Origin of the sequence: Acinetobacter sp. WU_MDCI_Abxc222 (assembly GCF_025514755.1) — a bacterium.
Classification (GTDB): Bacteria; Pseudomonadota; Gammaproteobacteria; order Pseudomonadales; family Moraxellaceae; genus Acinetobacter; species Acinetobacter geminorum.
Genome location: NZ_JAHPVG010000002.1, coordinates 378,667 through 400,094, shown reverse-complemented (window position 1 = coordinate 400,094; position 21,428 = coordinate 378,667). Strand labels below are relative to the sequence as shown.

Annotated in this window: 22 protein-coding genes; 11 read left to right on the top strand and 11 right to left on the bottom strand. The window is 38.1% G+C overall.

All coding sequences use genetic code 11. The features are described 5' to 3' along the window. The first annotated feature begins 200 nt into the window (after positions 1–200). Positions 201–581 carry a hypothetical protein gene (locus tag KTJ10_RS05845; RefSeq protein ID WP_005073503.1) on the top strand — a complete coding sequence of 127 codons (381 nt, stop codon included), beginning with the start codon at positions 201–203 and terminating at the stop codon, positions 579–581. Positions 582–620: 39 nt separating this feature from the next. Here the strand turns inward: KTJ10_RS05845 and rhlB are convergent, their stop codons facing one another. Next, the gene (gene rhlB, locus KTJ10_RS05840) at positions 621–1,772 is read right to left on the bottom strand and encodes an ATP-dependent RNA helicase RhlB (RefSeq protein WP_016140502.1); all 1,152 of its coding nucleotides are present in this window, start codon (positions 1,770–1,772) and stop codon (positions 621–623) included. A 108-nt stretch (positions 1,773–1,880) separates the two neighbouring features. Next, on the bottom strand, positions 1,881–2,093 hold the full coding sequence (locus KTJ10_RS05835; RefSeq protein WP_000126912.1) for a cold-shock protein: 213 nt from the start codon (positions 2,091–2,093) through the stop codon (positions 1,881–1,883). A 373-nt stretch (positions 2,094–2,466) separates the two neighbouring features. Here KTJ10_RS05835 and KTJ10_RS05825 point away from each other — a divergent pair, with 373 nt between their 5' ends. The 5 genes from KTJ10_RS05825 to KTJ10_RS05805 all read left to right on the top strand — a co-directional run bounded on the left by KTJ10_RS05825 (position 2,467) and on the right by KTJ10_RS05805 (position 5,200). Continuing rightward, positions 2,467–2,712 (top strand): sulfurtransferase TusA family protein, encoded by a 246-nt coding sequence (locus tag KTJ10_RS05825; protein WP_086265859.1) that lies wholly within the window; start codon positions 2,467–2,469, stop codon positions 2,710–2,712. A 133-nt stretch (positions 2,713–2,845) separates the two neighbouring features. Further along, positions 2,846–3,712 (top strand): RNA polymerase sigma factor RpoH, encoded by an 867-nt coding sequence (gene rpoH, locus KTJ10_RS05820; protein ID WP_002115267.1) that lies wholly within the window; start codon positions 2,846–2,848, stop codon positions 3,710–3,712. A 112-nt stretch (positions 3,713–3,824) separates the two neighbouring features. Next, positions 3,825–4,190 carry a DUF423 domain-containing protein gene (locus tag KTJ10_RS05815; protein ID WP_086265858.1) on the top strand — a complete coding sequence of 122 codons (366 nt, stop codon included), beginning with the start codon at positions 3,825–3,827 and terminating at the stop codon, positions 4,188–4,190. Positions 4,191–4,203: 13 nt separating this feature from the next. Further along, the gene (gene thiS / locus KTJ10_RS05810) at positions 4,204–4,401 is read left to right on the top strand and encodes a sulfur carrier protein ThiS (RefSeq protein ID WP_004700562.1); all 198 of its coding nucleotides are present in this window, start codon (positions 4,204–4,206) and stop codon (positions 4,399–4,401) included. Positions 4,402–4,414: 13 nt separating this feature from the next. Continuing rightward, positions 4,415–5,200, top strand: a complete 786-nt coding sequence (locus KTJ10_RS05805) for a thiazole synthase (protein WP_001154366.1) — start codon at positions 4,415–4,417, stop codon at positions 5,198–5,200. A 217-nt stretch (positions 5,201–5,417) separates the two neighbouring features. Here the strand turns inward: KTJ10_RS05805 and yaaA are convergent, their stop codons facing one another. Continuing rightward, positions 5,418–6,197, bottom strand: coding sequence for a peroxide stress protein YaaA (gene yaaA, locus KTJ10_RS05800; protein ID WP_262441560.1), 780 nt, complete (start codon positions 6,195–6,197; stop codon positions 5,418–5,420). Between the two features lie 125 nt (positions 6,198–6,322). Between yaaA and KTJ10_RS05795 the strand changes: the two genes are divergently transcribed. Beyond that, entirely contained in the window at positions 6,323–6,955 is a 633-nt protein-coding gene (locus KTJ10_RS05795; RefSeq protein ID WP_202724273.1) for an alpha/beta hydrolase, read from the top strand. A gap of 197 nt (positions 6,956–7,152) precedes the next feature. Continuing rightward, complete coding sequence (locus KTJ10_RS05790) at positions 7,153–8,109, top strand: ribonuclease Z (protein ID WP_262441559.1); 957 nt, start codon at positions 7,153–7,155, stop codon at positions 8,107–8,109. A gap of 109 nt (positions 8,110–8,218) precedes the next feature. Here KTJ10_RS05790 and KTJ10_RS05785 read toward each other — a convergent pair whose 3' ends face one another. From KTJ10_RS05785 to pheA, 4 genes are all read right to left on the bottom strand, one after another. Continuing rightward, positions 8,219–9,679, bottom strand: coding sequence for an aminoacyl-histidine dipeptidase (locus tag KTJ10_RS05785; protein ID WP_262441558.1), 1,461 nt, complete (start codon positions 9,677–9,679; stop codon positions 8,219–8,221). Positions 9,680–9,849: 170 nt separating this feature from the next. After that, positions 9,850–10,233: a hypothetical protein gene (locus tag KTJ10_RS05780; protein WP_014207212.1), complete on the bottom strand. Its 384-nt coding sequence runs from the start codon at positions 10,231–10,233 to the stop codon at positions 9,850–9,852. A 127-nt stretch (positions 10,234–10,360) separates the two neighbouring features. Further along, complete coding sequence (locus tag KTJ10_RS05775) at positions 10,361–12,607, bottom strand: bifunctional prephenate dehydrogenase/3-phosphoshikimate 1-carboxyvinyltransferase (protein ID WP_262441557.1); 2,247 nt, start codon at positions 12,605–12,607, stop codon at positions 10,361–10,363. A gap of 107 nt (positions 12,608–12,714) precedes the next feature. After that, positions 12,715–13,824, bottom strand: a complete 1,110-nt coding sequence (gene pheA / locus KTJ10_RS05770; RefSeq protein ID WP_002049199.1) for a prephenate dehydratase — start codon at positions 13,822–13,824, stop codon at positions 12,715–12,717. Between the two features lie 183 nt (positions 13,825–14,007). Between pheA and KTJ10_RS05765 the strand changes: the two genes are divergently transcribed. Both KTJ10_RS05765 and KTJ10_RS05760 read left to right on the top strand, forming a co-directional pair. Continuing rightward, positions 14,008–14,952, top strand: a complete 945-nt coding sequence (locus KTJ10_RS05765) for an alpha/beta hydrolase (RefSeq protein ID WP_262441556.1) — start codon at positions 14,008–14,010, stop codon at positions 14,950–14,952. A 108-nt stretch (positions 14,953–15,060) separates the two neighbouring features. Next, entirely contained in the window at positions 15,061–15,687 is a 627-nt protein-coding gene (locus KTJ10_RS05760; RefSeq protein WP_262441555.1) for a hypothetical protein, read from the top strand. Positions 15,688–15,736: 49 nt separating this feature from the next. Here the strand turns inward: KTJ10_RS05760 and KTJ10_RS05755 are convergent, their stop codons facing one another. Together KTJ10_RS05755 and KTJ10_RS05750 are read right to left on the bottom strand one after the other, a co-directional pair. After that, complete coding sequence (locus KTJ10_RS05755; protein WP_017386519.1) at positions 15,737–16,882, bottom strand: acyl-CoA dehydrogenase family protein; 1,146 nt, start codon at positions 16,880–16,882, stop codon at positions 15,737–15,739. 163 nt (positions 16,883–17,045) lie between these two features. Beyond that, the gene (locus tag KTJ10_RS05750; RefSeq protein ID WP_002118145.1) at positions 17,046–18,404 is read right to left on the bottom strand and encodes a dicarboxylate/amino acid:cation symporter; all 1,359 of its coding nucleotides are present in this window, start codon (positions 18,402–18,404) and stop codon (positions 17,046–17,048) included. Positions 18,405–18,907: 503 nt separating this feature from the next. Here KTJ10_RS05750 and KTJ10_RS05745 point away from each other — a divergent pair. Continuing rightward, complete coding sequence (locus tag KTJ10_RS05745; protein ID WP_262441554.1) at positions 18,908–19,921, top strand: glycosyl transferase family protein; 1,014 nt, start codon at positions 18,908–18,910, stop codon at positions 19,919–19,921. Positions 19,922–20,121: 200 nt separating this feature from the next. Here the strand turns inward: KTJ10_RS05745 and KTJ10_RS05740 are convergent, their stop codons facing one another. Further along, positions 20,122–20,394 carry a YeaC family protein gene (locus tag KTJ10_RS05740; protein ID WP_002118245.1) on the bottom strand — a complete coding sequence of 91 codons (273 nt, stop codon included), beginning with the start codon at positions 20,392–20,394 and terminating at the stop codon, positions 20,122–20,124. Further along, complete coding sequence (locus KTJ10_RS05735) at positions 20,391–21,299, bottom strand: NAD(+) kinase (RefSeq protein WP_005073476.1); 909 nt, start codon at positions 21,297–21,299, stop codon at positions 20,391–20,393. The genes KTJ10_RS05740 and KTJ10_RS05735 overlap by 4 nt, the downstream gene beginning before the upstream one ends. Between the last annotated feature and the right edge of the window lie 129 nt (positions 21,300–21,428).

The following is a 21,428-nucleotide window of genomic DNA, read 5'->3' as shown; positions in this document are numbered from 1 at the left end:
ATTGATCTAACTCAAAAATTCAAAATAGATTAGCATAATCTACCGTTAATCCACCATTGAATCTAGCTTATAAAATTAGCGAACTCTCACTTTGACATTTTTTAATACAAAACATCAAAACTCATACAACGTCTTCAAAATCAAATAGAAAACTTGTGTTCAAATAGCAATATCTTTTAGCGATTAACTTTAGGTGCATTATGAAAAAAATAATTTTAGCGAGCGCAATGAGCGGTGTTGTTTTATTACTTGGTGCTTGCGCAACTACTCCTAAAAATACTTTAGCAGTTCAAAAAGAAAATAATCAGTTTGAAGTTACAGGTATTGGTAAAACCAATTTAATCGCGAAAAATAATGCGATTACTGCAGCTCAAAAAACTTGCTCAAAAAACACTACGCCAGTCGTTGTAGATGAAAAAACAACATATAACGGTGTATTAAAAGATGTTGTAAGCGAAAAAACAGGTCAAATGGTTGAAGCAGCAGCAGGTGTTATTGGTACATTAACTGGTAAAAATGCATCTCTAGCAAAAGATGATGATTACCAAACCACGCTTACCTTTTATTGTAAAATTAATTAATCAAAAAAAATCCCAATCAAATGATTGGGATTCTTTTTATTAGCAATAACCATCTAATCTGGTCAGTGGTAATTTTTTACCAATTGCTTTTTCAATTTCAGGTAAATAAAAGGCATCATCTTCAGATAAGAAACTAATACTTACCCCCTGTGAGCCAGCACGACCTGTACGACCAATACGGTGCACATAATCATCAGACTGTTCAGGCAATGTAAAGTTGATGACATGCGACACGCCATCCACATGAATACCACGACCAGCAACATCTGTCGCAATCATAATATTATGTTTACCTTGCTTAAATTGCTCTAACATTTTTAAACGTTTATCTTGAGCAATTTCACCTGAAAGCATACCTACTCTGTATCCATCTTTCTTTAAATGATCATAAAGACGGCGCACCTGATCACGTCGATTAGCAAAAATCATCACTTTATCGATCGGTTCTTCACGCAAAATATCTTGTAATAAACGATATTTATCTTGTTTTGCCACAACATAAACACGTTGCTCAACATCATTATTCGTTTTTTGCTCAGGCTCAATTTCAACAGTGATTGGTTCAAACAACCATTGTCTTGCCAAATTAAGAACATCATAACTAAATGTCGCTGAGAACATGAGTGTTTGACGCTGTTCCTTACGAGGAGAATAACGGACAATACGTTTTACCGAAGGAATAAACCCCATGTCCAATAAACGGTCGGCTTCATCAATAACTAAAAATTCAATTTGATCTAGCCAAACTTCTTTCTGTTCTACAAAATCAATTAGACGCCCAGGTGTAGCCACCATGATATCGACAAAATTAGCATCTAGCTGTTTCTTTTGCTTATCAAAATCCACACCCCCTAATAATGTTACAAGGTGCAAATCTGAAAATTTTGTGAGTAGCTTTGCATCACTTTCAATCTGCAATGCCAATTCACGAGTAGGGGCCAAAATTAAGGCACGTGGCTCACCACGGAAACGCTGCTCTTGAACCGGATTATTGAGTAAATCATTAATTACACTAATCAGAAAGGCTGCTGTCTTACCAGTTCCTGTCTGTGCTCGCCCAATTGCATCATGCCCGGCTAATGTATATTTTAAAACCTTTTGCTGAATTGGGGTCATTTGAGTAAACCCTAAAGCATCAATCGCCTTTTTAAGTTGCGGATGTAAATTCAAGGTTTCAAAACCAGATGTCATAAATACGTGCTCTAACAAACAATCTCTCGAATGAGAAGATCATTATAAACAAAAACGCCCCAATTCAAAAATTGGAGCGTCCATGATTCATCAAAAGATGAATTAGTCTTAGTCTAAAGGCTGAACGTTTTCAGCTTGAAAACCTTTTTGACCTTGTACAACGCTAAATTCTACGCGTTGACCATCACGTAGAGAACGGTGACCGTCACCTACGATTGCACGGAAATGAACGAATACGTCGTCACCGCCGTTACGTTGAATAAAACCAAAGCCTTTAGTGTCATTAAACCACTTTACTACGCCTTGTTCACGAGCTGTCATAAGTCAATCCTCAGATGTTGAAAAAAGGACCTTCCGGTGTTGCAAACAGCAGAGCAAACAAGGTTTTAAAATATTTATAATCTTAAAGCTTGTAATCATTCTGTAAAACTATCAACAATTTCCGGTTACATCCATTTGTTATAGGGTTATTAAATCAATTTGATTGTGTGGTAAATCCTAAAACGGTTCGAGCTTAACATGGGTTTATGACAATTAATAGAATTTTTTTCAATTATTTCCCCTATTTTTAGTTCTTTTTTTAAACAGCTTATTACAATATTTTTTATAGAAATTAGCCAGATCTTCTTCCATAAAATATGCTGCAATTACTAAAAATTTGTTAGAATATTTTTTTTAGTTGTTTTGATGATGAATGAGCAATACTTCTTCTAATACAGCACCCATTGAAATTAATGCCCTTGGACAACCCTGCCCAATGCCATTGTTAATGCTAAAACGTGAACTTAAAAAAGCGTCGGGCAAACAACAATTTTTATTAAAATCGTCAGATCCTCATAGTGAAATTGATGTAACTCGTTACTGTGGTTTACATCATTTTATGTGTCAAACAACTCACATATCAGACAGAGAATTTCACTATTTAATTGAAACTCAATAATTCTTTGCTAAACTAAAAGATTAGAAATTGCATAAAATTTTACATTTCTCTACCCAATTTTCCTTAATTATGAAGCTGATTCAAATTAAGATGAATTTATTGGTTATCCCATTCGATCCTATAAGGAGAACTCATGAGTGACAGCAGCAATCAATTGATGCCCCTGTCATTGTCTGCGCCCGGTGTAAACCTTGGTGCATATATCAGTACTGTCAATCAGATTCCTATTTTAACGGCAGAGCAAGAAAAAGAACTTGCTGAACGTTATTATTATGACCAAGATCTTGATGCCGCAAAAATGCTGGTAATGTCGCATTTACGCTTTGTCGTTCACATTGCGCGCAGCTATGCAGGTTATGGCCTACCACAAGGCGACCTTATTCAAGAAGGTAATTTAGGCTTAATGAAAGCCGTAAAACGTTTCGACCCAAATATGGGCGTGCGTCTAGTATCTTTTGCCGTCCATTGGATTAAGGCAGAAATTCATGAATACGTTATTCGCAACTGGCGTATCGTTAAAATTGCAACAACAAAAGCTCAGCGTAAATTATTTTTCAATTTACGTAGTTTAAAAAAATCGAGTAAAAAATTAACGCTCGAAGAAGCTCAATCGATTGCTAATGACTTAAATGTAACTCCAGAACAAGTTCTGGAAATGGAAGGTCGTTTAACAGCTTATGATGCTGCTTTTGAAGCACAAGGTGATGACGATGACGACACGCCACATACGGCCCCTGCATTGTATCTTGAAGATAATCGCTACGACCCTGCTCGCTTAGTCGAAAACGAAGATTGGGAAGAGCAAAGTACTTCAGCATTGCATGATGCCATGGACCAGTTAGATGACCGTTCGCGTAATATTTTGCAGCGCCGTTGGTTAGATGATGATAAATCTACCCTACATGAGCTTGCTGCTGAATATAATGTTTCGGCAGAACGTATTCGTCAGCTTGAAAAAAATGCGATGGAAAAAATTAAAACTGCCATGTCAGCTAGCTAAAAATAAATGTAAAAAATAAAAGGGCGATTCGCCCTTTTGTTTTATCTGGCTATGTTTAGCCAACCTATTCTATGGTAACGTTGCCTTTCATTATTCAGTTGCGTTTTTTGTTATGTGGATCGCCATTTCAGCCCTTAATCTTGCTTTTGCAGTCATATTGGGTGCTTTTGGAGCACATGGTCTTAAAGCTCACGCGAGTCCTGAGCAACTTGCTTGGTGGCAGACTGCTACCGACTACTTTTTTTATCATGCGCTTGGCTTATTAGCTCTTGGTATTTTAAGTAAGGTTATTCCTGATTTCCCAATCAAGTTATCTTTCTTGCTTATCCAGATTGGTATTCTATTTTTTTGTGGTTCGCTTTATATCATGGCGCTAGGTTTACCACGAATATTAGGCGCAATTACTCCAATCGGTGGAGCTTTGATGATTGCGGGATGGCTGGTTTTGGCTTGGAATGCTTTCAAATACGCAAAATAATCGGAATGTGATCATGCAAATTTATTTAAATGGCGAATTAACGGACACGCCTAGCCAAAACCTGTTGCAACTCATTCAGGAGCTGGCACTTGAAGGAAAACGCTTTGCTGTGGAGCACAATCAGCAAATCGTTTCTAAAAGCAAATTAGAGCAAATTACGATTGCTCAACATGACCGTATCGAAATTATTCACGCTGTTGGCGGCGGCTAAGTCGGAGTTATCCATGCAAGACACCCCTCTCATTATTGGTTCACGTTCTTTTCAATCTCGTTTATTGGTCGGAACTGGAAAATATAAAGACTTAAATGAAACGGATTTAGCTATTCAAGCCAGTGGTGCAGAAATCGTAACCGTCGCAATCCGCCGTGTGAATATTGGACAAAATCCAGATCAACCGAATTTACTTTCGGTCATTCCACCAGAAAAATATACAATTTTGCCAAATACCGCAGGTTGTTTTGATGCTGACAGCGCAGTACGCACGTGTATGCTAGCGCGCGAGCTACTTGATGGTCATAACCTAGTAAAACTTGAAGTATTGGGTGATGAAAAAACCTTATATCCAAATGTAACCGAGACCCTAAAAGCGGCTCGTACTTTGATTGATGATGGTTTTGAGATTATGGTCTATACCTCTGATGATCCAATCATTGCGCAAGAACTTGAAAGTATGGGCTGTGTTGCGATTATGCCTTTAGGTAGCCTCATTGGTTCAGGTTTAGGTATTTTAAACCCACACACCATTTCAATTATTAAAGAAAATGCGAAAGTTCCGGTTTTAGTCGATGCAGGCGTTGGCACAGCAAGTGATGCTGCTATTGCAATGGAACTCGGTTGTGATGGTGTATTGATGAATACAGCAATTGCAGCTGCGCAAAATCCTATTTTGATGGCTTCCGCAATGAAAAAAGCTGTTGAAGCTGGTCGTGAAGCATTTTTAGCTGGTCGTATGCCACGCAAACGTATGGCAAATGCAAGCTCACCTGAAACAGGTTATTTCTTTAAGTAATCATTAATTTTGACTAAATTTTAAAGCACGATAACAAAAGCTATCGTGCTGAGTGGCATTCATGCCACTGTTGAACAGGGGCCACATGGATGTGCCCTCTGTTCAACAAAGGTTTTTGTTACTTTTGACCATTCAAAAGTAAGGCATAGCCAATATAGAGTTTAATAAATTAAACATGAGGCCAAAGGCCGCATGGTATGTGAAATTATTAATTTAATTAAGCCACTTGCTCATCACGTTTAAATACCAACTCTTTTGCTGATGAATTCTCAGCATCAAAATAGTATCCATCGGTATTAAACGCTTTGATATCTTCAGCTTTATTTAATTGGTTTTCAATCATAAAACGAGCCATTAAACCACGTGCTTTTTTCGCATAGAAACTGATGACTTTATATTTGCCATTTTTCTGATCAAGAAAAACAGGCTTAACAATTTCAGCCTTAATTTTCTTCTCATTGACCGATTTGTAATATTCATCTGAAGCTAGATTTACCAGTAATTCAGATTTAATTGCTGCCAAGTCTTCATTAATTTGGTTAGTAATAATATCACCCCAGAATTCATACAAATTATGACCGCGAGTATTTTTTAATTTCGTACCCATTTCTAAACGATAAGGCATCATTAAATCTAAAGGACGCAGTAAGCCATAAAGACCAGAAAGCATACGTAAATGCTGCTGTGCAAAATCAATATCTTTGTCTTTTAATTGATAAGCATCTAAACCGGTGTAAACATCACCTTTAAATGCATAAATTGCTTGGCGAGCATTCGAGAAATTAAATTCTGGATTCCAGTCTCTAAATCGATCTGCATTTAATGTGGCAATTTTTTCACTCACACTCATTAAACTCGCAATTTCCGAAGCAGAAAGTTTGCGACACACATCAATTAATTGTGCTGAGTTTTCTAACAAGCGCGGCAGAGTAAACTCATCTGTAGGTAACGCTGTTTCATAATCCAAAGTTTTTGCAGGAGAAATTAAAGCAAGCATAGACAACCTGAAAAAATTATTCTTAATACCAACTATAACAGTAGATATTTTTTAATGCTAACTCGTGTTTTCAATGACGACTATCGGTAAAATAACACTACGTATTGTTATTTAGCGGTTCTTATATGTCTGAGCAAACTTTCATCCAGGGTCCAGTAGGTAAAATTGAACTTTTTGTTGACCGCCCTGAAGGTGAAATCAAAGGCTTTGCGGTTGTTTGTCATCCACACCCATTGCAAGGTGGAACCCCTCAACATAAAGTCCCTGCCCTTTTAACCCAAATCTTTAATGAATATGGTTGCATTGTTTACCGCCCGAGCTTCCGTGGCCTAGGTGGTAGTGAAGGCATTCATGATGAAGGCCATGGTGAAACTGAAGATATCTTAGCTGTCATTGAACATGTTCGTAATCTTCATGAAGGCTTGCCATTCTATGCAGGCGGTTTCAGCTTCGGTTCACATGTTCTGGCAAAATGCTTTGCACAGCTTAATCCTGAATTACGACCTATACAGTTAATTTTATGTGGTTTACCAACAGCTACTGTAGTAGGTTTACGTCACTATAAAACTCCTGAAATTCAAGGTGATATTTTACTCATTCATGGTGAGCAAGATGACATTACTTTGCTTTCAGATGCGATTGAATGGGCAAAACCACAAAAGCATCCAATCACGATTTTACCGGGTGCTAACCACTTCTTTACAGGTTATTTAAAACAGCTTCGCCAAATCATTACACGTTTTATTATCATGAAATAAACGGTAACTTGATGGGTATAGATTGAGTCTACGCCCATCAAGTTATATACCATGTCATTATTGAAAATTATTCCAACTTAATCCAAAACGAATCTGGTTTTTAGTTGGTGATTATCATTTTTCCACTATAATTCTTATAAAAATTTAATAAGTGTCTATAATATACGGTACGCATTTGATTAAAAAATCCCAAAAATATGCTTCATTTTACTTTTTTAGGTACTTCTTCAGGTGTGCCCACCCTTTCACGCAATGTTTCAGGATTAGCTGTTCGTAATAGTAAAAATAAGGACTGGATTTTAATTGATGCTGGTGAAGGTACACAGCATCGTATTCAGCAAGCTAGACTTTCTCTACAAAACCTAGTTGCCATTTGTATTACACACGTTCACGGCGACCATTGTTATGGCCTAGTTGGTTTACTGGCAAGTGCGGGCATGAATGCCCGTACAAAACCATTAATAGTCATTGCACCGAAAGAAATACAACAGTGGTTTGAAACCACTACTCAACTTACAGATTTATATTTGCCCTATCCAATCAATTTCATTGATGTTAATGAGGCAACACAGTCACAGCAAATCACCGATGAATTCATCGTTCAAGCACATCCACTGAGCCATCGTGTTCCAAGTTTTGCTTTTAGTATTTATATCAAATCTATTCAGAAGAAGTTAGATACTCAGGCTCTAACTCAGCTTGGCGTTCCCAAAGGTGATATCTGGGGGCATTTAAAACGCGGCTATGATGTTGAGTTTGAAGGACGAATTTTAAAATCGAAAGATTTTATCAAAGTTCAGAATCAGCAAATTCATGCAATTATAGGTGGTGATAATGATCGGCCAGAATTATTAGCCGATGCTTGTAAGGATGCTCAACTCCTTATTCATGAATCGACTTATTTGCAGACAGTTTTAGATAAAGTAGGAAAAGGTCCAATGCACAGCTCAGCAAAAATGGTAGCTGAATTTGCAGAGCAGCAATCTCTAGATAATTTAATTCTGACACACTTTAGCCCTAGACATCAGGATAAAACTGGGCAGCAAGCTATTGCCGAAGAAGTTCGCCAATTTTATAAAGGTCATTTTTATTTAGCGAATGATTTTGACGAATTTACTTTAAGTGAAACAGGACAACTTTTAAAAATCGACTAAAAATCATATTTGTTGTGAAATCGAATTCACCGAATTGAGTCCAGATCATTTTCATGTAAAGGTCAAAGTTTAAGAAGCTCATAACTGAGCTTCTTATTTCTTAAAAAAATTACTCTACAGATGCCAAAGCAGTTACTAGTAACTTCCAGCATTTATCTACAGTATCAACTTTTACTCGTTCACCCGGTGCATGCGCACCTTGAATATCTGGTCCAAATGAAACCATCTGCAAATATGGGTAATGTTCAGCAATAATCCCACACTCTAAACCCGCATGGATTACTTTAAGATTTGGTTCAATATTAAAAGCATTTTGATAGGCTTGTTGTAAGCACTTTAGAGCCGCCGAGTCAGGGTTTGGTGTCCAACCTGACACTAACGGTGTGAGTGAAGAAGTAATATTAAATTGACTAAAATGTACCTGAATTTTTTCTGCAAAGTCTTGAGCTTCTTGGTTCACCATTGAACGAACCATTAAGACAGCTTTTCCGACCTCTCGATTTAATTTTACAACCCCGATATTGTTTGAGGTTTCAACCACATCTGGTAGAACTTGACTCATACTTGCAACGCCATAAGGGCTTGTTGCCAAAGCTTGCAACCATTCATTTTGCTGTTGTTGAGCAATCACTTCGGTCACTTCAGCACCAGTGGGTTGAATACTTAATTGCAAGTTGTCATCAATACCCTGTAGCTGTTCTTTCCATGCCGTTTGATATTCAGCAAGTAATTTTTCTAATTCGGGTAATTGGTTAGACGAAATTGCAATGGTTGCCACTGCTTCTCGAGGTAAAGCATTACGGGCCGTACCACCTGTAAATTCAACAAGGTGTCCACCAAGCTTTGCTAAATGGTGATTTAAAAAGCGGACTAAAATAACGTTGGCATTGCCACGTCCTAAATGAATATCTACGCCAGAATGACCTCCTTTAAGACCCGCAACCTGAATATTCACAATGTTCAGATTTTCAGGGATTGGTTCATAAGTAAGTGGTTGTTCTACTTCAACATCAATACTTCCAGCACAGCCAAGATATAACTGCCCCCACTCTTCTGTATCAATATTAAATAACCATTTCCCTTTTAGGATCCCAGACTCTAAAAGCCGTGCACCACTCATCCCTGCTTCTTCATCAACGGTTAGAAGAACTTCAATTGGCCCATGAGCAATATCATTTGAGTCTAAAACTGCTAAAGCTAAGGCTACCCCAATGCCATTATCAGCACCTAAAGTAGTGTCTTTGGCAACTAACCAGCCGTCTTCAAGAACTGGACGGATCGGGTCTTTAAAGAAGTCATGTACCGTGCCAGTATTGGCTTGTGTAACCATATCTAAATGTCCCTGAAGAATCACTCCAGACACATGTTCTTTACCTGCAGTCGCATCTTTACGAATAATCAAATTACCGACTTCATCCACATAAGTTTCTAAATTGCGGCTTTCAGCCCAGTTCTGTAAAAACTCGCGAAGCTTTTGTTCATGTTTTGAAGGACGAGGAATAGTACAAAGTGTTTGAAAATGCTGCCAAACGACTTGAGGAGATAATGCTGCAATATTAACTTGTGTCATGAAAACCACACTCTAATTATGTAAATATCTTAATAATTTCAATATACACAATGCATTAAAGATAGGTAGGGATTTCGGGAAAGATTTTGTATTTTTATCTTTAATCTCAAGAGGTCGTACGACTTTTCTAAAAAGCCGCACTTCATAAAAAACTCTTAAAATATTATGTTTTAGCTTTTCCACTCAAATGCTGAAAAGCTATGATCGGCTTTCAAGCTATTTTCAACGGCCTGTGCAAGCTGACGAATAATGCTTTGTGTTTCAATTTTCTCAAACCAATCTTGTTCTTCATCTGGATTGGCAGAGATTTCACACATGAGATGCCCTTCATGATCTGTTTTCTGGCAAGTAATAGATAATGGCAAAAGATGATTATCAATACTCACTTCTACTTTTTCATGTTCATGCACAATGTGCTGTGCATCGAAGCCATAATGCCCCAATTGTTTAAACAGTAAAGCCGCTACATATTCTTGAGTGATATGGCATTCATTTGGTGGATGATCAAGCACCCCATGTTGTGGGCAACTGGCAATAAATTGTAATTTTTTCATCCTTTATCCTAACACTTTTATCATTATCTGCACTTAGCATAAGCAATAAACAAACAGCAGCCAAGCCTTTAGCCCGCTGCTGCCGTTGCTATTGTGTTAGCAATTATAAAATGTGTCAGGTCAAAAGTTATTGGCTAACTTCGATTGTTAAACCTGCACGATTCGCCAACTCAGTGAAAGTTGGGAAGCTTGTCGCCACAGTTTCAGTACCATGAATTGTAATCGGACCAGAATTACGAAGACCTGCCATACTAAAACTCATCGCAATACGGTGGTCATGGTGTGATTCAATTTCACCGCCAGCAAAGATTGGTGACCAATCGCCAGATTTGCCTTTACCTTCGATAATAATGCCATCATCAGTTGGTGTGCAGTCAATGCCCATGATTTTTAAACCATCTGCCATGACCTGAATACGGTCAGACTCTTTCACACGAAGTTCCGCCGCACCAGTTAATACTGTTTGCCCTTCGGCACACGCTGCTGCAATAAACAAAGCTGGGAATTCATCAATTGCTAAAGGTACTTGGTCTTCAGGCATATGGATGCCTTTAAGCGTGCGTGAACCTTTAATATGAATATCAGCAATAGGTTCACCACCGGCAATACGTTCATTTTCAACGGTCAGGTCAGCACCCATCTGTTTTAAAATTTCAATTACGCCTGTACGTGTTGGATTAATACCTACAGCTTCAAGAACAACATCGGAACCTTCTGTAATTGCAGCACCCACCATAAAGAAAGCAGCAGATGAAATATCAGATGGAACTTGAATATTAGTACCTACTAATTTTCCGCCACCAACAAGAGAAATCTTGTTGCCTTCAGTTTTAACATCATAACCAAAAGCACGCAGCATGCGCTCCGTGTGGTCACGAGTTGGTTCTGGTTCAGTTACCGAAGTTTCACCTTCAGCCCATAGGCCCGCAAGTAAAATACCCGACTTCACCTGAGCAGATGCCATTGGCAAGTCGTATTGAATACCTTTTAATTGCTGACCACCCGTAATGCTTACAGGTGGTGTACCTTTCTCACCTGTTGTCTGGATTTGTGCGCCCATTAAACGCAATGGCTTAGCAATACGCTCCATTGGACGTTTAGAAAGTGATGCATCACCTGTCATTACTGAATCAAATTTTTGTGCAGATAACATACCTGAAAGCAAACGCATGCTGGTTCCAGAGTTACCCATATACAAGGCACTCGCTGGTGCTTTTAAACCATGCATGCCTACACCATGAATGGTCACTTCACCATTCTTCGGGCCTTGAATGCTTACACCCATATCACGGAAAGCTTGCAAAGTCGCCAAAGCATCTTCACCTTCAAGGAAACCAGTGACATGAGTCGTGCCTTCTGCAATAGCACCAAACATAATGGAACGATGTGACACAGATTTGTCACCCGGTACGGTAAATTTACCTTTAAATGCCTTATTTCCCGGTAAGATACTGAATTGCTGTGTCACCTTATTTTTCTCCATTAAAGGTTTTTTGGCTAACATATGATTGAAATGTTGACGTGCTGCCTGAGCATGGCCGAGTAAACCCATTAATGCATGAGAATCTTCGTTTTCAATCAGTTTTCTAAGTACGGTAAGTTGCTTTTCAAAGCCATCTACAGCATTTAATATGGCTGTTTTATTGGCAAAGAAAATGTCATGCCACATTTGTGGATCACTAGCTGCAATCCGTGAAAAATCGCGAAAGCCACCTGCTGCATAGCGGAAAATATCAAGATTATCTTCACGGTTTGCAAGTTGCTCGACCAAATTAAATGCCATCAAGTGCGGTAAGTGACTCGTATGCGCCAAAACCTCATCATGCTTGGCAACATCCATACAAATAACTTCAGCCTTAGCAGCTGACCAAAGTTGAATCAGTTTCTCAACTGCCCATTCTGCGCTTGTTGGTAATGGCGTTAAAATAACTTTGTGATTTGCAAATAAATCGACCTTACCTGCATGAACGCCCGTATGCTCACTACCAGCAATAGGATGTCCTGGTACAAAACCTGCTGGTAAATCTTCACCAAATATAGCTTTTGCTGCATCAACAACATTACCTTTTGTACTTCCCACATCTGTTAAAACCGTGCTTTCTGACAAATAAGGCTTAATTTGCTCAAGCACTTTTTGTGTCGCACGTACTGGCAAGGCTAAAACAACTAAATCTGCCCCTTTCACAGCCTCTACAGGATCAGAAAATCCTTCTTGTATTAAGCCAAGTGATTTTGCATCTTCTAAAGTTTTCTGTGAGCGTGTAGAAGCCACAATAGTTGTCGCTAACTTTTCGGCAACAATAACCCGTGCCAAACTCGACCCGATGAGTCCTAAACCAATAAATGCAACTTTTTTAAATAGGGGTTGTGACATAACTTCAACTTTGCTTTTGCTCAAAGTTATTTAAACCTTTGAGCAATTTGTTTTTAAGCATAATGACATGCCCATCTTGATGCATGTCATTATTCCAACATGAGTAATTAGAGAACGGCAGCAGGATAAGAACCTAAAATACGAAGCTCTTTTACCATTGGACGAATATCATTGATTGCCGCAGCAACATTCTCTTGATCGATATGGCCTTCCAAATCGATAAAGAATACATATGCCCACTTTTCAGGTAATGCTGGACGGGTTTCAATACTTGTTAAGCTAATATTATGTTTTGCAAACGGCGCTAAAATTTCTAATAAAGCACCAGCACGGTCATGTGCTGAAATTAATAATGAAGTTTTGTCATTGCCACTTTGTGGAATTTTTTCACGGCCAATGACTAAGAAACGAGTGGTATTTTCCGGATTATCTTCAATATTACTATGCAAGATTTCAAGGTTATACATACCTGCTGCAATATCAGATGCAATCGCTGCTGAGTGCCATTCGTTGCGAATACGACGTGCAGCTTCCGCATTTGAGTTTAAGGCAACACGTTCAACCCCCGGATAATGAGCGTCTAACCACTGGCGGCATTGAGCCAAAGTTTGTTGGTGCGCATAAATCTGTTTAATACTGTCTTTACGCGTATTTTCAGACACTAGGAATTGATGATGAATACGTAATTCAACTTCACCAATCACATTTAAATTCGATGTTTTAAAACAATCTAAAGTATGGTTCACAATACCTTCAGATGAGTTTTCAACTGGGACTACACCATAATGTGCACTACCCGCTTCTACTTCACGGAACACTTCATCAATAGTTGGTAATGGACGAACTACTGCATCTTTACCAAAGTGTTTAAGAACAGCAGATTGAGTAAAAGTCCCTTCTGGTCCTAAGAAAGCAATACTTTGCGGAGCTTCCAAAGCAAGGCAAGCAGACATAATTTCACGGAACAAACGCGCCATGGTTACATCAGACAAAGGACCTTGGTTGCGCTCCATGACTTTGCGTAAAACTTGTGCTTCACGTTCAGGACGATAAAACAAAGGATTCTCTTCGGAAGCAAATTTAGCTTTTGCAACAGCTTCAGCAAGGCTTGCGCGTCGATTTAATAATTCTTGAATCTGTTGATCTACACTATCAATATCTTCGCGAATTTGTTCTAAACTAAGAGAAGTCGTTTTGTTTTGATCATCGTTGATCATTAGAATGCAGCCTCAGTAAAATCATCTTTTAAACGAGAGTATAACAATAGTCTGCTTTGATTTGTTAGGCAATATAGCTGTAAGAGCTTTTTTCATTAACCTTTTTGCTCACATTTCTTGATCACTTTATTTGATAATGATTTTCATTTATCATTTGCATAATAAATTTTATTATCGTCCATTATGCAAAAATCATTTTTCCTTTTATCTAATAGTTTTCTATTAAGTACTTTAATAAGCTGTCCTGTTTTGGCTGAAACGCCTATACAAAATCAATCAAAAATCGTTTTTCAAAATAATCAGGCACAATTTCAAATCAAATCTAAAAATACAGCCCATGATTATCTTGTTCAAATTTATAAACCGCCTGTCGCCCCACCCCAACATGGTTATCCAGTACTTTATATATTAGATGGAAATGCTACGTTTCCAAGTGCTACCAATATTGCTCAGTCGATTGGCGCTGGTTCTACTAAATTAGGACTAGATCCACTCATGATCGTAGCAGTTGGTTACCCTCAGCAAAAAACCTTTGATGTGCAAAAGCGTGCTTATGATTACACTCCAAAACCTTCTGCTGAATTTCAAGCACAAGGTAAATATAAATATGGGGGTGCTGATCAGTTTATTGCTTTTTTAAATAGCGAACTCAAGCCTACAATTGCAAAACAATTTCCGATTAATAGCCAACAGCAAAGTCTTTATGGACATTCTTTTGGAGGTTTGTTTGTGCTTTATCACTTTTTTCAAAAACCAGATGCATTTCAGCGTTACTTTGCTGCAAGCCCTTCTCTCTGGTTTGACCAAGGCATGTTATTTCAGCAGTTAAATCATTGGCAAAGTCAAAAACCAAATCATTCTCCTTTACTCATGACCACAGTCGGTACACATGAGCAAGGTGGCCCTCACACTCAACTTAACAATAAATTTAATGAAGCAGATTTCTTTAAAGCCTTAGAAAATAAACGTTCAAACCAGTTTAGTTATTGGCATTTTTATAATCCTGCTGAACAACACATTACAAATTTGTATGCGAGCTTACCTAAAGCACTTATGTTTGCTTCATGTCAAAATTTAGAAAGCTGTAAATCTTTATTTGATGGGCCATTGCAGCAGCCAGCCAAGTAAAAACATAATTACATTTAAAGATGATTATTTCGTTGTTCTTAAAGATAGTCCTCTTAATATATAGATTGGTTATACTGACCCAATATGTCATAACAACAGTAAAATAGAATGAATAAAATTATTGTTTTAGGCTTACTGGGTATTACAAGTTTTAGTTTAACGGCTTGTGGCGGTTGCCCCTTAATCGCAGGATGCAATGGTAGGGATAATTCTCCGTACTACATGACGACTGTCGGTAATCAAGTTCGTGGCATTCCAATCCCACCTCAAACCAAGCTGACCTATAAGTCGCAAAATTTCAGACAGAAATTTGAGCAAACACATGTTTTAAAAGAGAAAAATTTATCAGGCATCTATTTACCACCGGATACAGCAATCATTTGGGGCGGTATGCCAGCAGACAAGTTTATACAGTTTTCTAATCCCGAAATGAAAGGATTTTCAGTCTATCCAGCACGAGGATTTAAAGCAGAATTATCAAATGAGTTTTTACGTTTATGGAAAAGCTGTGAAAGTGATTTAAACATTAACTTAAAGAATCCAAATGATTGGTCATTTAATCCTGAAAATATGAAAATAACGGGTTGTGGTGTCGTCTTTCAAGAACGGAGTAAATACACCGAAGATTCATTCCATCAAGATGAAGCAGATGAGTTTTTAAGAAAGATGAATCATGCATTACAGCAATTACCGAAACAACAAGACTATCCTGTCATTCAACAGAAGACCAAATAGTTAAAAACAAAACAGCCCATTCTAGGACAGGCTGTTTTTCTCTGCTTAATTAAGCTTTGCCAATTAATCCACGCGCTACGATTTCTTTCATAATTTCATTTGTACCACCGTAAATACGTTGAATACGTGCATCTACAAAGAAACGTGAAATTGGATATTCAGTCATATAACCATAACCACCAAAGAGTTGCAGCAAGTTATCTGCGACTTTCATTTGCATGTCAGTGCTGAAACTTTTAAGCGCCGCTGCTGTTTCCACATCAAGCTTACCTTCTTGATATAGAGCAACGTTTCTCTCATAAAAAGCAGCTGTAGCAAGCTCATCAATTTTTGCTTGTGCTAAAACAAAACGCGTATTTTGGAACTGTGAAATGGGTTGACCAAATGCATGACGCTCTTTTACATAAGCAGTTGCTAAATCAATTGCACCGCGGATTGCCCCAATTGCGGTAGATGCAATAGCTGTACGTTCTCGCGGTAACTCTTGCATTAAATAAGCAAAGCCTTGTCCAGCTTGACCGAGTAACTGGTTTTTAGGAACCTTAACATTGTCAAAAAACAGCTCAGATGTGTCTTGAGAATGCAGGCCGATTTTGTCTAGATTTGTGCCTTTTTTGAAGCCTTCTAGATGAGTATCAGCTAATAATAATGAAACACCTTTTGCACGCGCTTGAGGATCAGTTTTTACTGCAAGCACAACAAGATCAGCATGCTGTCCATTTGAAATAAAAGTTTTTGAGCCATTTAATAAATAATGGTCATCTTGCAAAATGGCGCTAGTACGCATTGATTGTAAATCCGAACCCGCTCCAGGTTCAGTCATACCAATTGCACCAACCACTTCACCTGTTACCATTTTCGGCAACCAATATTGTTTTTGCTCTTCTGTGCCAATATGTAAAATATATGGTGCAGCAATTTCAGAGTGGCAAGAAATCGCTGTTGATAATGCACAAAAACCAGCACGTGCCGATTCTTCAACCAACATTAATGAATAATAGGTTGGTACGCCGTAACCACCGTATTCTTCTGGAACATCCACACATAAAAAGCCATTTTCGCCCAGTTGATTCCAGACAGAACGTGGCATGATTCCTTCGCGTTCCCATTGGTCATAATGTGGAGCAATATGCTCATTCATAAAACGTTTAAAATTATCACGGAATAATTCTAAATCTGCATCGTATGCCAACATAATATTTTCCTTCAGCTTTATTGTTTTATCGAATCTCATTGCTCTGCATGCTAATCATTTTTTTAGCAACTGTCATGGCATAGCTGCTCATTAAAACTGTACTTTTCAGTCAGCCAATAAAAAAGGAAGCCAAAGCTTCCTTTTTTATATAGGTTTATTTGAATTAATCTAAACCTTCAGCGACTTGAGGAGTTTTTTGCTCCATCATTTTTCTGTCGACTTCATCTGGATTGTTTAAAGCATCATTTAGCTTATCTTTATCTAAAGCACCGACCCATTTAGCAACAACAATCGTTGCTAATGAGTTACCAACAAGGTTAGTTAATGCACGGGCTTCTGACATGAAACGGTCAATACCTAAAATCAATGCCAGACCTGCCACTGGAATATGCCCTACAGCAGATAAAGTTGCAGCCATAACAATAAAGCCAGATCCTGTTACACCCGCAGCACCCTTAGATGAAATTAAGAGTACCAACAACAAAGTAATCTGATGTTGAATATCAAGCTGTGTATTTGTTGCCTGAGCAATAAAGATTGCAGCCATAGTCAAATAAATTGACGTACCATCTAGGTTAAATGAATAACCTGTTGGGATAACTAAACCAACTACAGATTTTTCACAACCTGCAATTTCAAGTTTACGTAACATGCGAGGCAACACAGATTCAGAAGAAGATGTACCAAGTACAATTAATAACTCTTCACGAATCAGGCGAATCATCTTAAGGATACTGAATCCACTAATACGGCTGATTGTACCCAAAATTAAGAAGATAAAGAGTAAGCACGTAATATAGAAGCAGATAATGAGCTGCCCTAATTGTACGAGTGAACCAACGCCATATTTACCGATAGTGAATGCCATTGCACCGAATGCACCAATCGGAGCCAATTTCATGACCATATTCACAATGTTAAAGAACACATGTGCAACTTGATCAATAAATTTTAAAACTGGACGTCCTGCATCCCCTAACTTATGTAAAGCAAAACCAAAGAGAATTGCAAAAAGAAGGACTTGTAAGATTTCACCATTTGCAAACGCGCCAACCACCGTATCAGGAATGATGTGCATTAAGAAATCAATGGTAGATTGTGACTCACCAGAACTGACGTATTTTTGAATGCCCGAAGTATCGAGAGTGGTAGGGTCAACATTCATCCCTACACCCGGTTTAGCAATGTTAATTACAACAAGGCCAATTAGAAGTGCAATTGTTGAAACGATTTCAAAGTATAACAACGCAACGCCGCCAGTTTTTCCGACTGACTTCATGCTTTCCATGCCAGCAATACCGCTTACCACGGTACAGAAAATAACTGGAGCAATGATCATCTTGATCAAACGAATAAAGGCATCACCTAATGGCTTGAGTTTTTCACCTAACCCCGGAATATGCTGTTCGACACCATTGACAATTTGCGTTGAGCTTGGAGAAAAATGCCCTACCAAGATACCCGCAATAATCGCAATAATCACCTGAAAATAAAGTGATTTATAAATCGGTTTTTTAGCCATAACTTTACTTCAATCTATATTTCCAAGTCCGTTGGAAATACCAAAATGAAACGTCTATTCTTTACGAATACACAGCCCTAACCTTTCACATTAACACCGCAAAAGGGAAATGGTTTTTTGTGAACAAAAAACCTTCCTACTACCTCAATGAAAACAAAATAGATGTTTTCTAAAACAGGAGAATACCTGAAGTTTCTAACCACTATGAGTAGCTAGAAATAACCTCTTACTTTTTCAATAAAAAGCTGAAGATATAGGAGAATCACATAAAATTATGATATGAGTGCTCAAAAAAGCACGAGAAAGTGTACTCGAATTAAATAACGATTCGGTTAATTTTTTAGCTAATACGCATAAAAAACACTCAGGTAGCCTTAAGACTTTAGTATAAGAAACACTTTTGATATTTTTTCAGCAGTTTTTTATGTCATATTGATTAAATACTTGTGGACATTTCATTTTGAGCTGCCTACATCCCATCATTTTTATTGTTTTGAACTACGATGAATACTAAACGTAATATCTATAAAGATGCTGAACATCCCTTTGCTCAATATGTCCGTATTTTAGGTAAGGGGAAAACCGGATCTCGCTCTTTAAGCTATGAAGAAGCCTATCAAGCTTTTACCATGATTTTAAAAGGTGAAGTGCTAGATGTGCAGCTAGGTGCATTTTTAATGCTACTTCGGGTTAAAGAAGAATCGATTGATGAACTTGCAGGGTTTGTGCAAGCGACCAAAGATCAGCTTCATTTTGAACCTTTAGATGTTGATTTAGATTGGTCATCTTATGCAGGTAAGCGAAAACACTATCCATGGTTTTTGTTAGCCGCTCTTACACTTGCCCAGCATGGCCATAAAATTGTTATGCATGGTGCATCAGGTCACACGCTTAACCGTGTTTATACTGAGCAAGTCTTAGAATATCTTGGTTATCAAATTTGCCATTCTGAACAAGAAGTTCGTACACAATTAGCAGAGCAAAATTTTGCTTACTTACCACTAGACGTGATTTCACCAGTTTTAAGTGACTTGATATCTCTAAGAAATGTCATGGGATTGCGTTCGCCTATTCATACTTTGGCCCGTTTAATTAATCCTTTTAACGCTAAGGCTACCTTACAAGCAATATTCCACCCTGCTTATAGAACTTCACATCAACATAGTGCGTTACGCTTAGGCTATCAAAATAGTGCCGTCATTAAAGGTGAAGGTGGTGAATTTGAACGAAATCCAGATGCTAAGACACTCATTTGTGGTATTAAAAATGGTGAGCTTTATGAACATGAGTTACCAAAGCTCACACCTGAGCGAAGCCCAATTGAAGAAGAATTAGATTTAGCAACATTTAAAGCAGTATGGCTTGGTCAGCAGCATCATGAATATGGCGAAATGGCCGTAACAGAAACCATCGGAATTGCGCTATATACGATGGGCGTTGTTGCTAATTTTGAAGAAGCGATGCAAAAAGCAAAAGTGTTATGGGATACACGAAATTTAAGCAATCTTAATTCGTAGTTAACAAATGCTATCGTGAAGGTCGACATGGATGTCGACCGTATCACTGCGATACAGGAAGTATCGTCAGTGATACAGAGGATTTTTGGTTACTTTTGATCCTTCAAAAGTAATAAAAGCCTATATGCTATAACTTATGAAAAACATGCTATATAAGGCTGTATGGAATAACCAAAAATAATTTTCTGTCTTATTAAGTTTTAAACAAAACGAATCGGTTTAAACTCTGGTTCATGCTTGTGATGATCATCATCACACTCTTCACCTTCTTCTTTTGTACCACGGTCAATATAACCGCTACGCTGATCTTCTGGTAAGTTCTTTAACTCCCAAGCGATTACAGCTTGCATACAAGTCTCACGTTGCTCTTTAGTTAAAACAACGCCGTTTGGCCATTTACCAATTTCTACTGCTGTTTTTAACCGCTCCACAATTTCAGGGTTTAAAACAGATAGCATTTGTTCAATATTCATGATTCATCTCTTTGAAAAGATTCAAAATCTTGGTTCCAACCAAGTTTGGTACGGCAGGCCATATAGAAATCATAACCTGGTGGATGCAATAAACTTAGTTTAAATGGGTGTTTACGGATGTGTAAACTGTCTCCAACATTGAGCGAGACACTATGTTGTCCATCTGCACTCACCATTGGTAACACCCGATTTTCGCGAATAACAATTTTAATTTCGCTTTGACCACCGACTACGATGGGACGTGATGACAATGTATGGGGATGCATTGGAACTAATGCAATAGCATCCATACTTGGATGTAAAATTGGGCCACCACCTGACAATGCATAAGCCGTTGATCCGGTTGGAGTCGAAACAATTAAACCATCACTATGTTGGCGGTAAACATATTGACCATCAATATTAAGCTCGAAGTCAATCATGTGTACCGATTTACCCGAGTGCAAAACCACATCATTTAAGGCAATAGCGTCATAAATGACTTCACCATTTGTTCGTACTTCCATTTCAAGCAAGAAACGACGGTCAAGCTGGAAATGCCCTTGAAGTACTTGGTCAAGTTTGAAAATGGCTTCTGAAGGTTTGATATCAGTTAAAAAACCTAACCGCCCACGGTTGATGCCAATAACAGGCGTATTGTAGCGAACTAAAGCTCTAGCAGCGTGAAGTAAAGAACCGTCACCTCCAACAACTATGACTAAATCAGCAACTTCACCCAATAAATGACGACTTACTATTTGTGCATGATCATAAGGCACTAATTCAGCAGTTTCCTGATCAAAAATGGGGTTTAAGCCTAGGTTCAACAAATGATCATGAATTAAACATAGTGTTTCTACTACTGATGATTTATCTGGTCGACCGATTAACCCGACGTTTCTGAAGGACTTATGTGAAATTTGCACGAATGAGTAAGCTCCGCTGCGATACTTGGCTATAATAACATTAACCTGATTAATTTAAAAAAACATAACAACAAGATGCTGTAAAATTCAATCTAAGTTTTCCAATTATTCACAGTTTTATCATTGCAA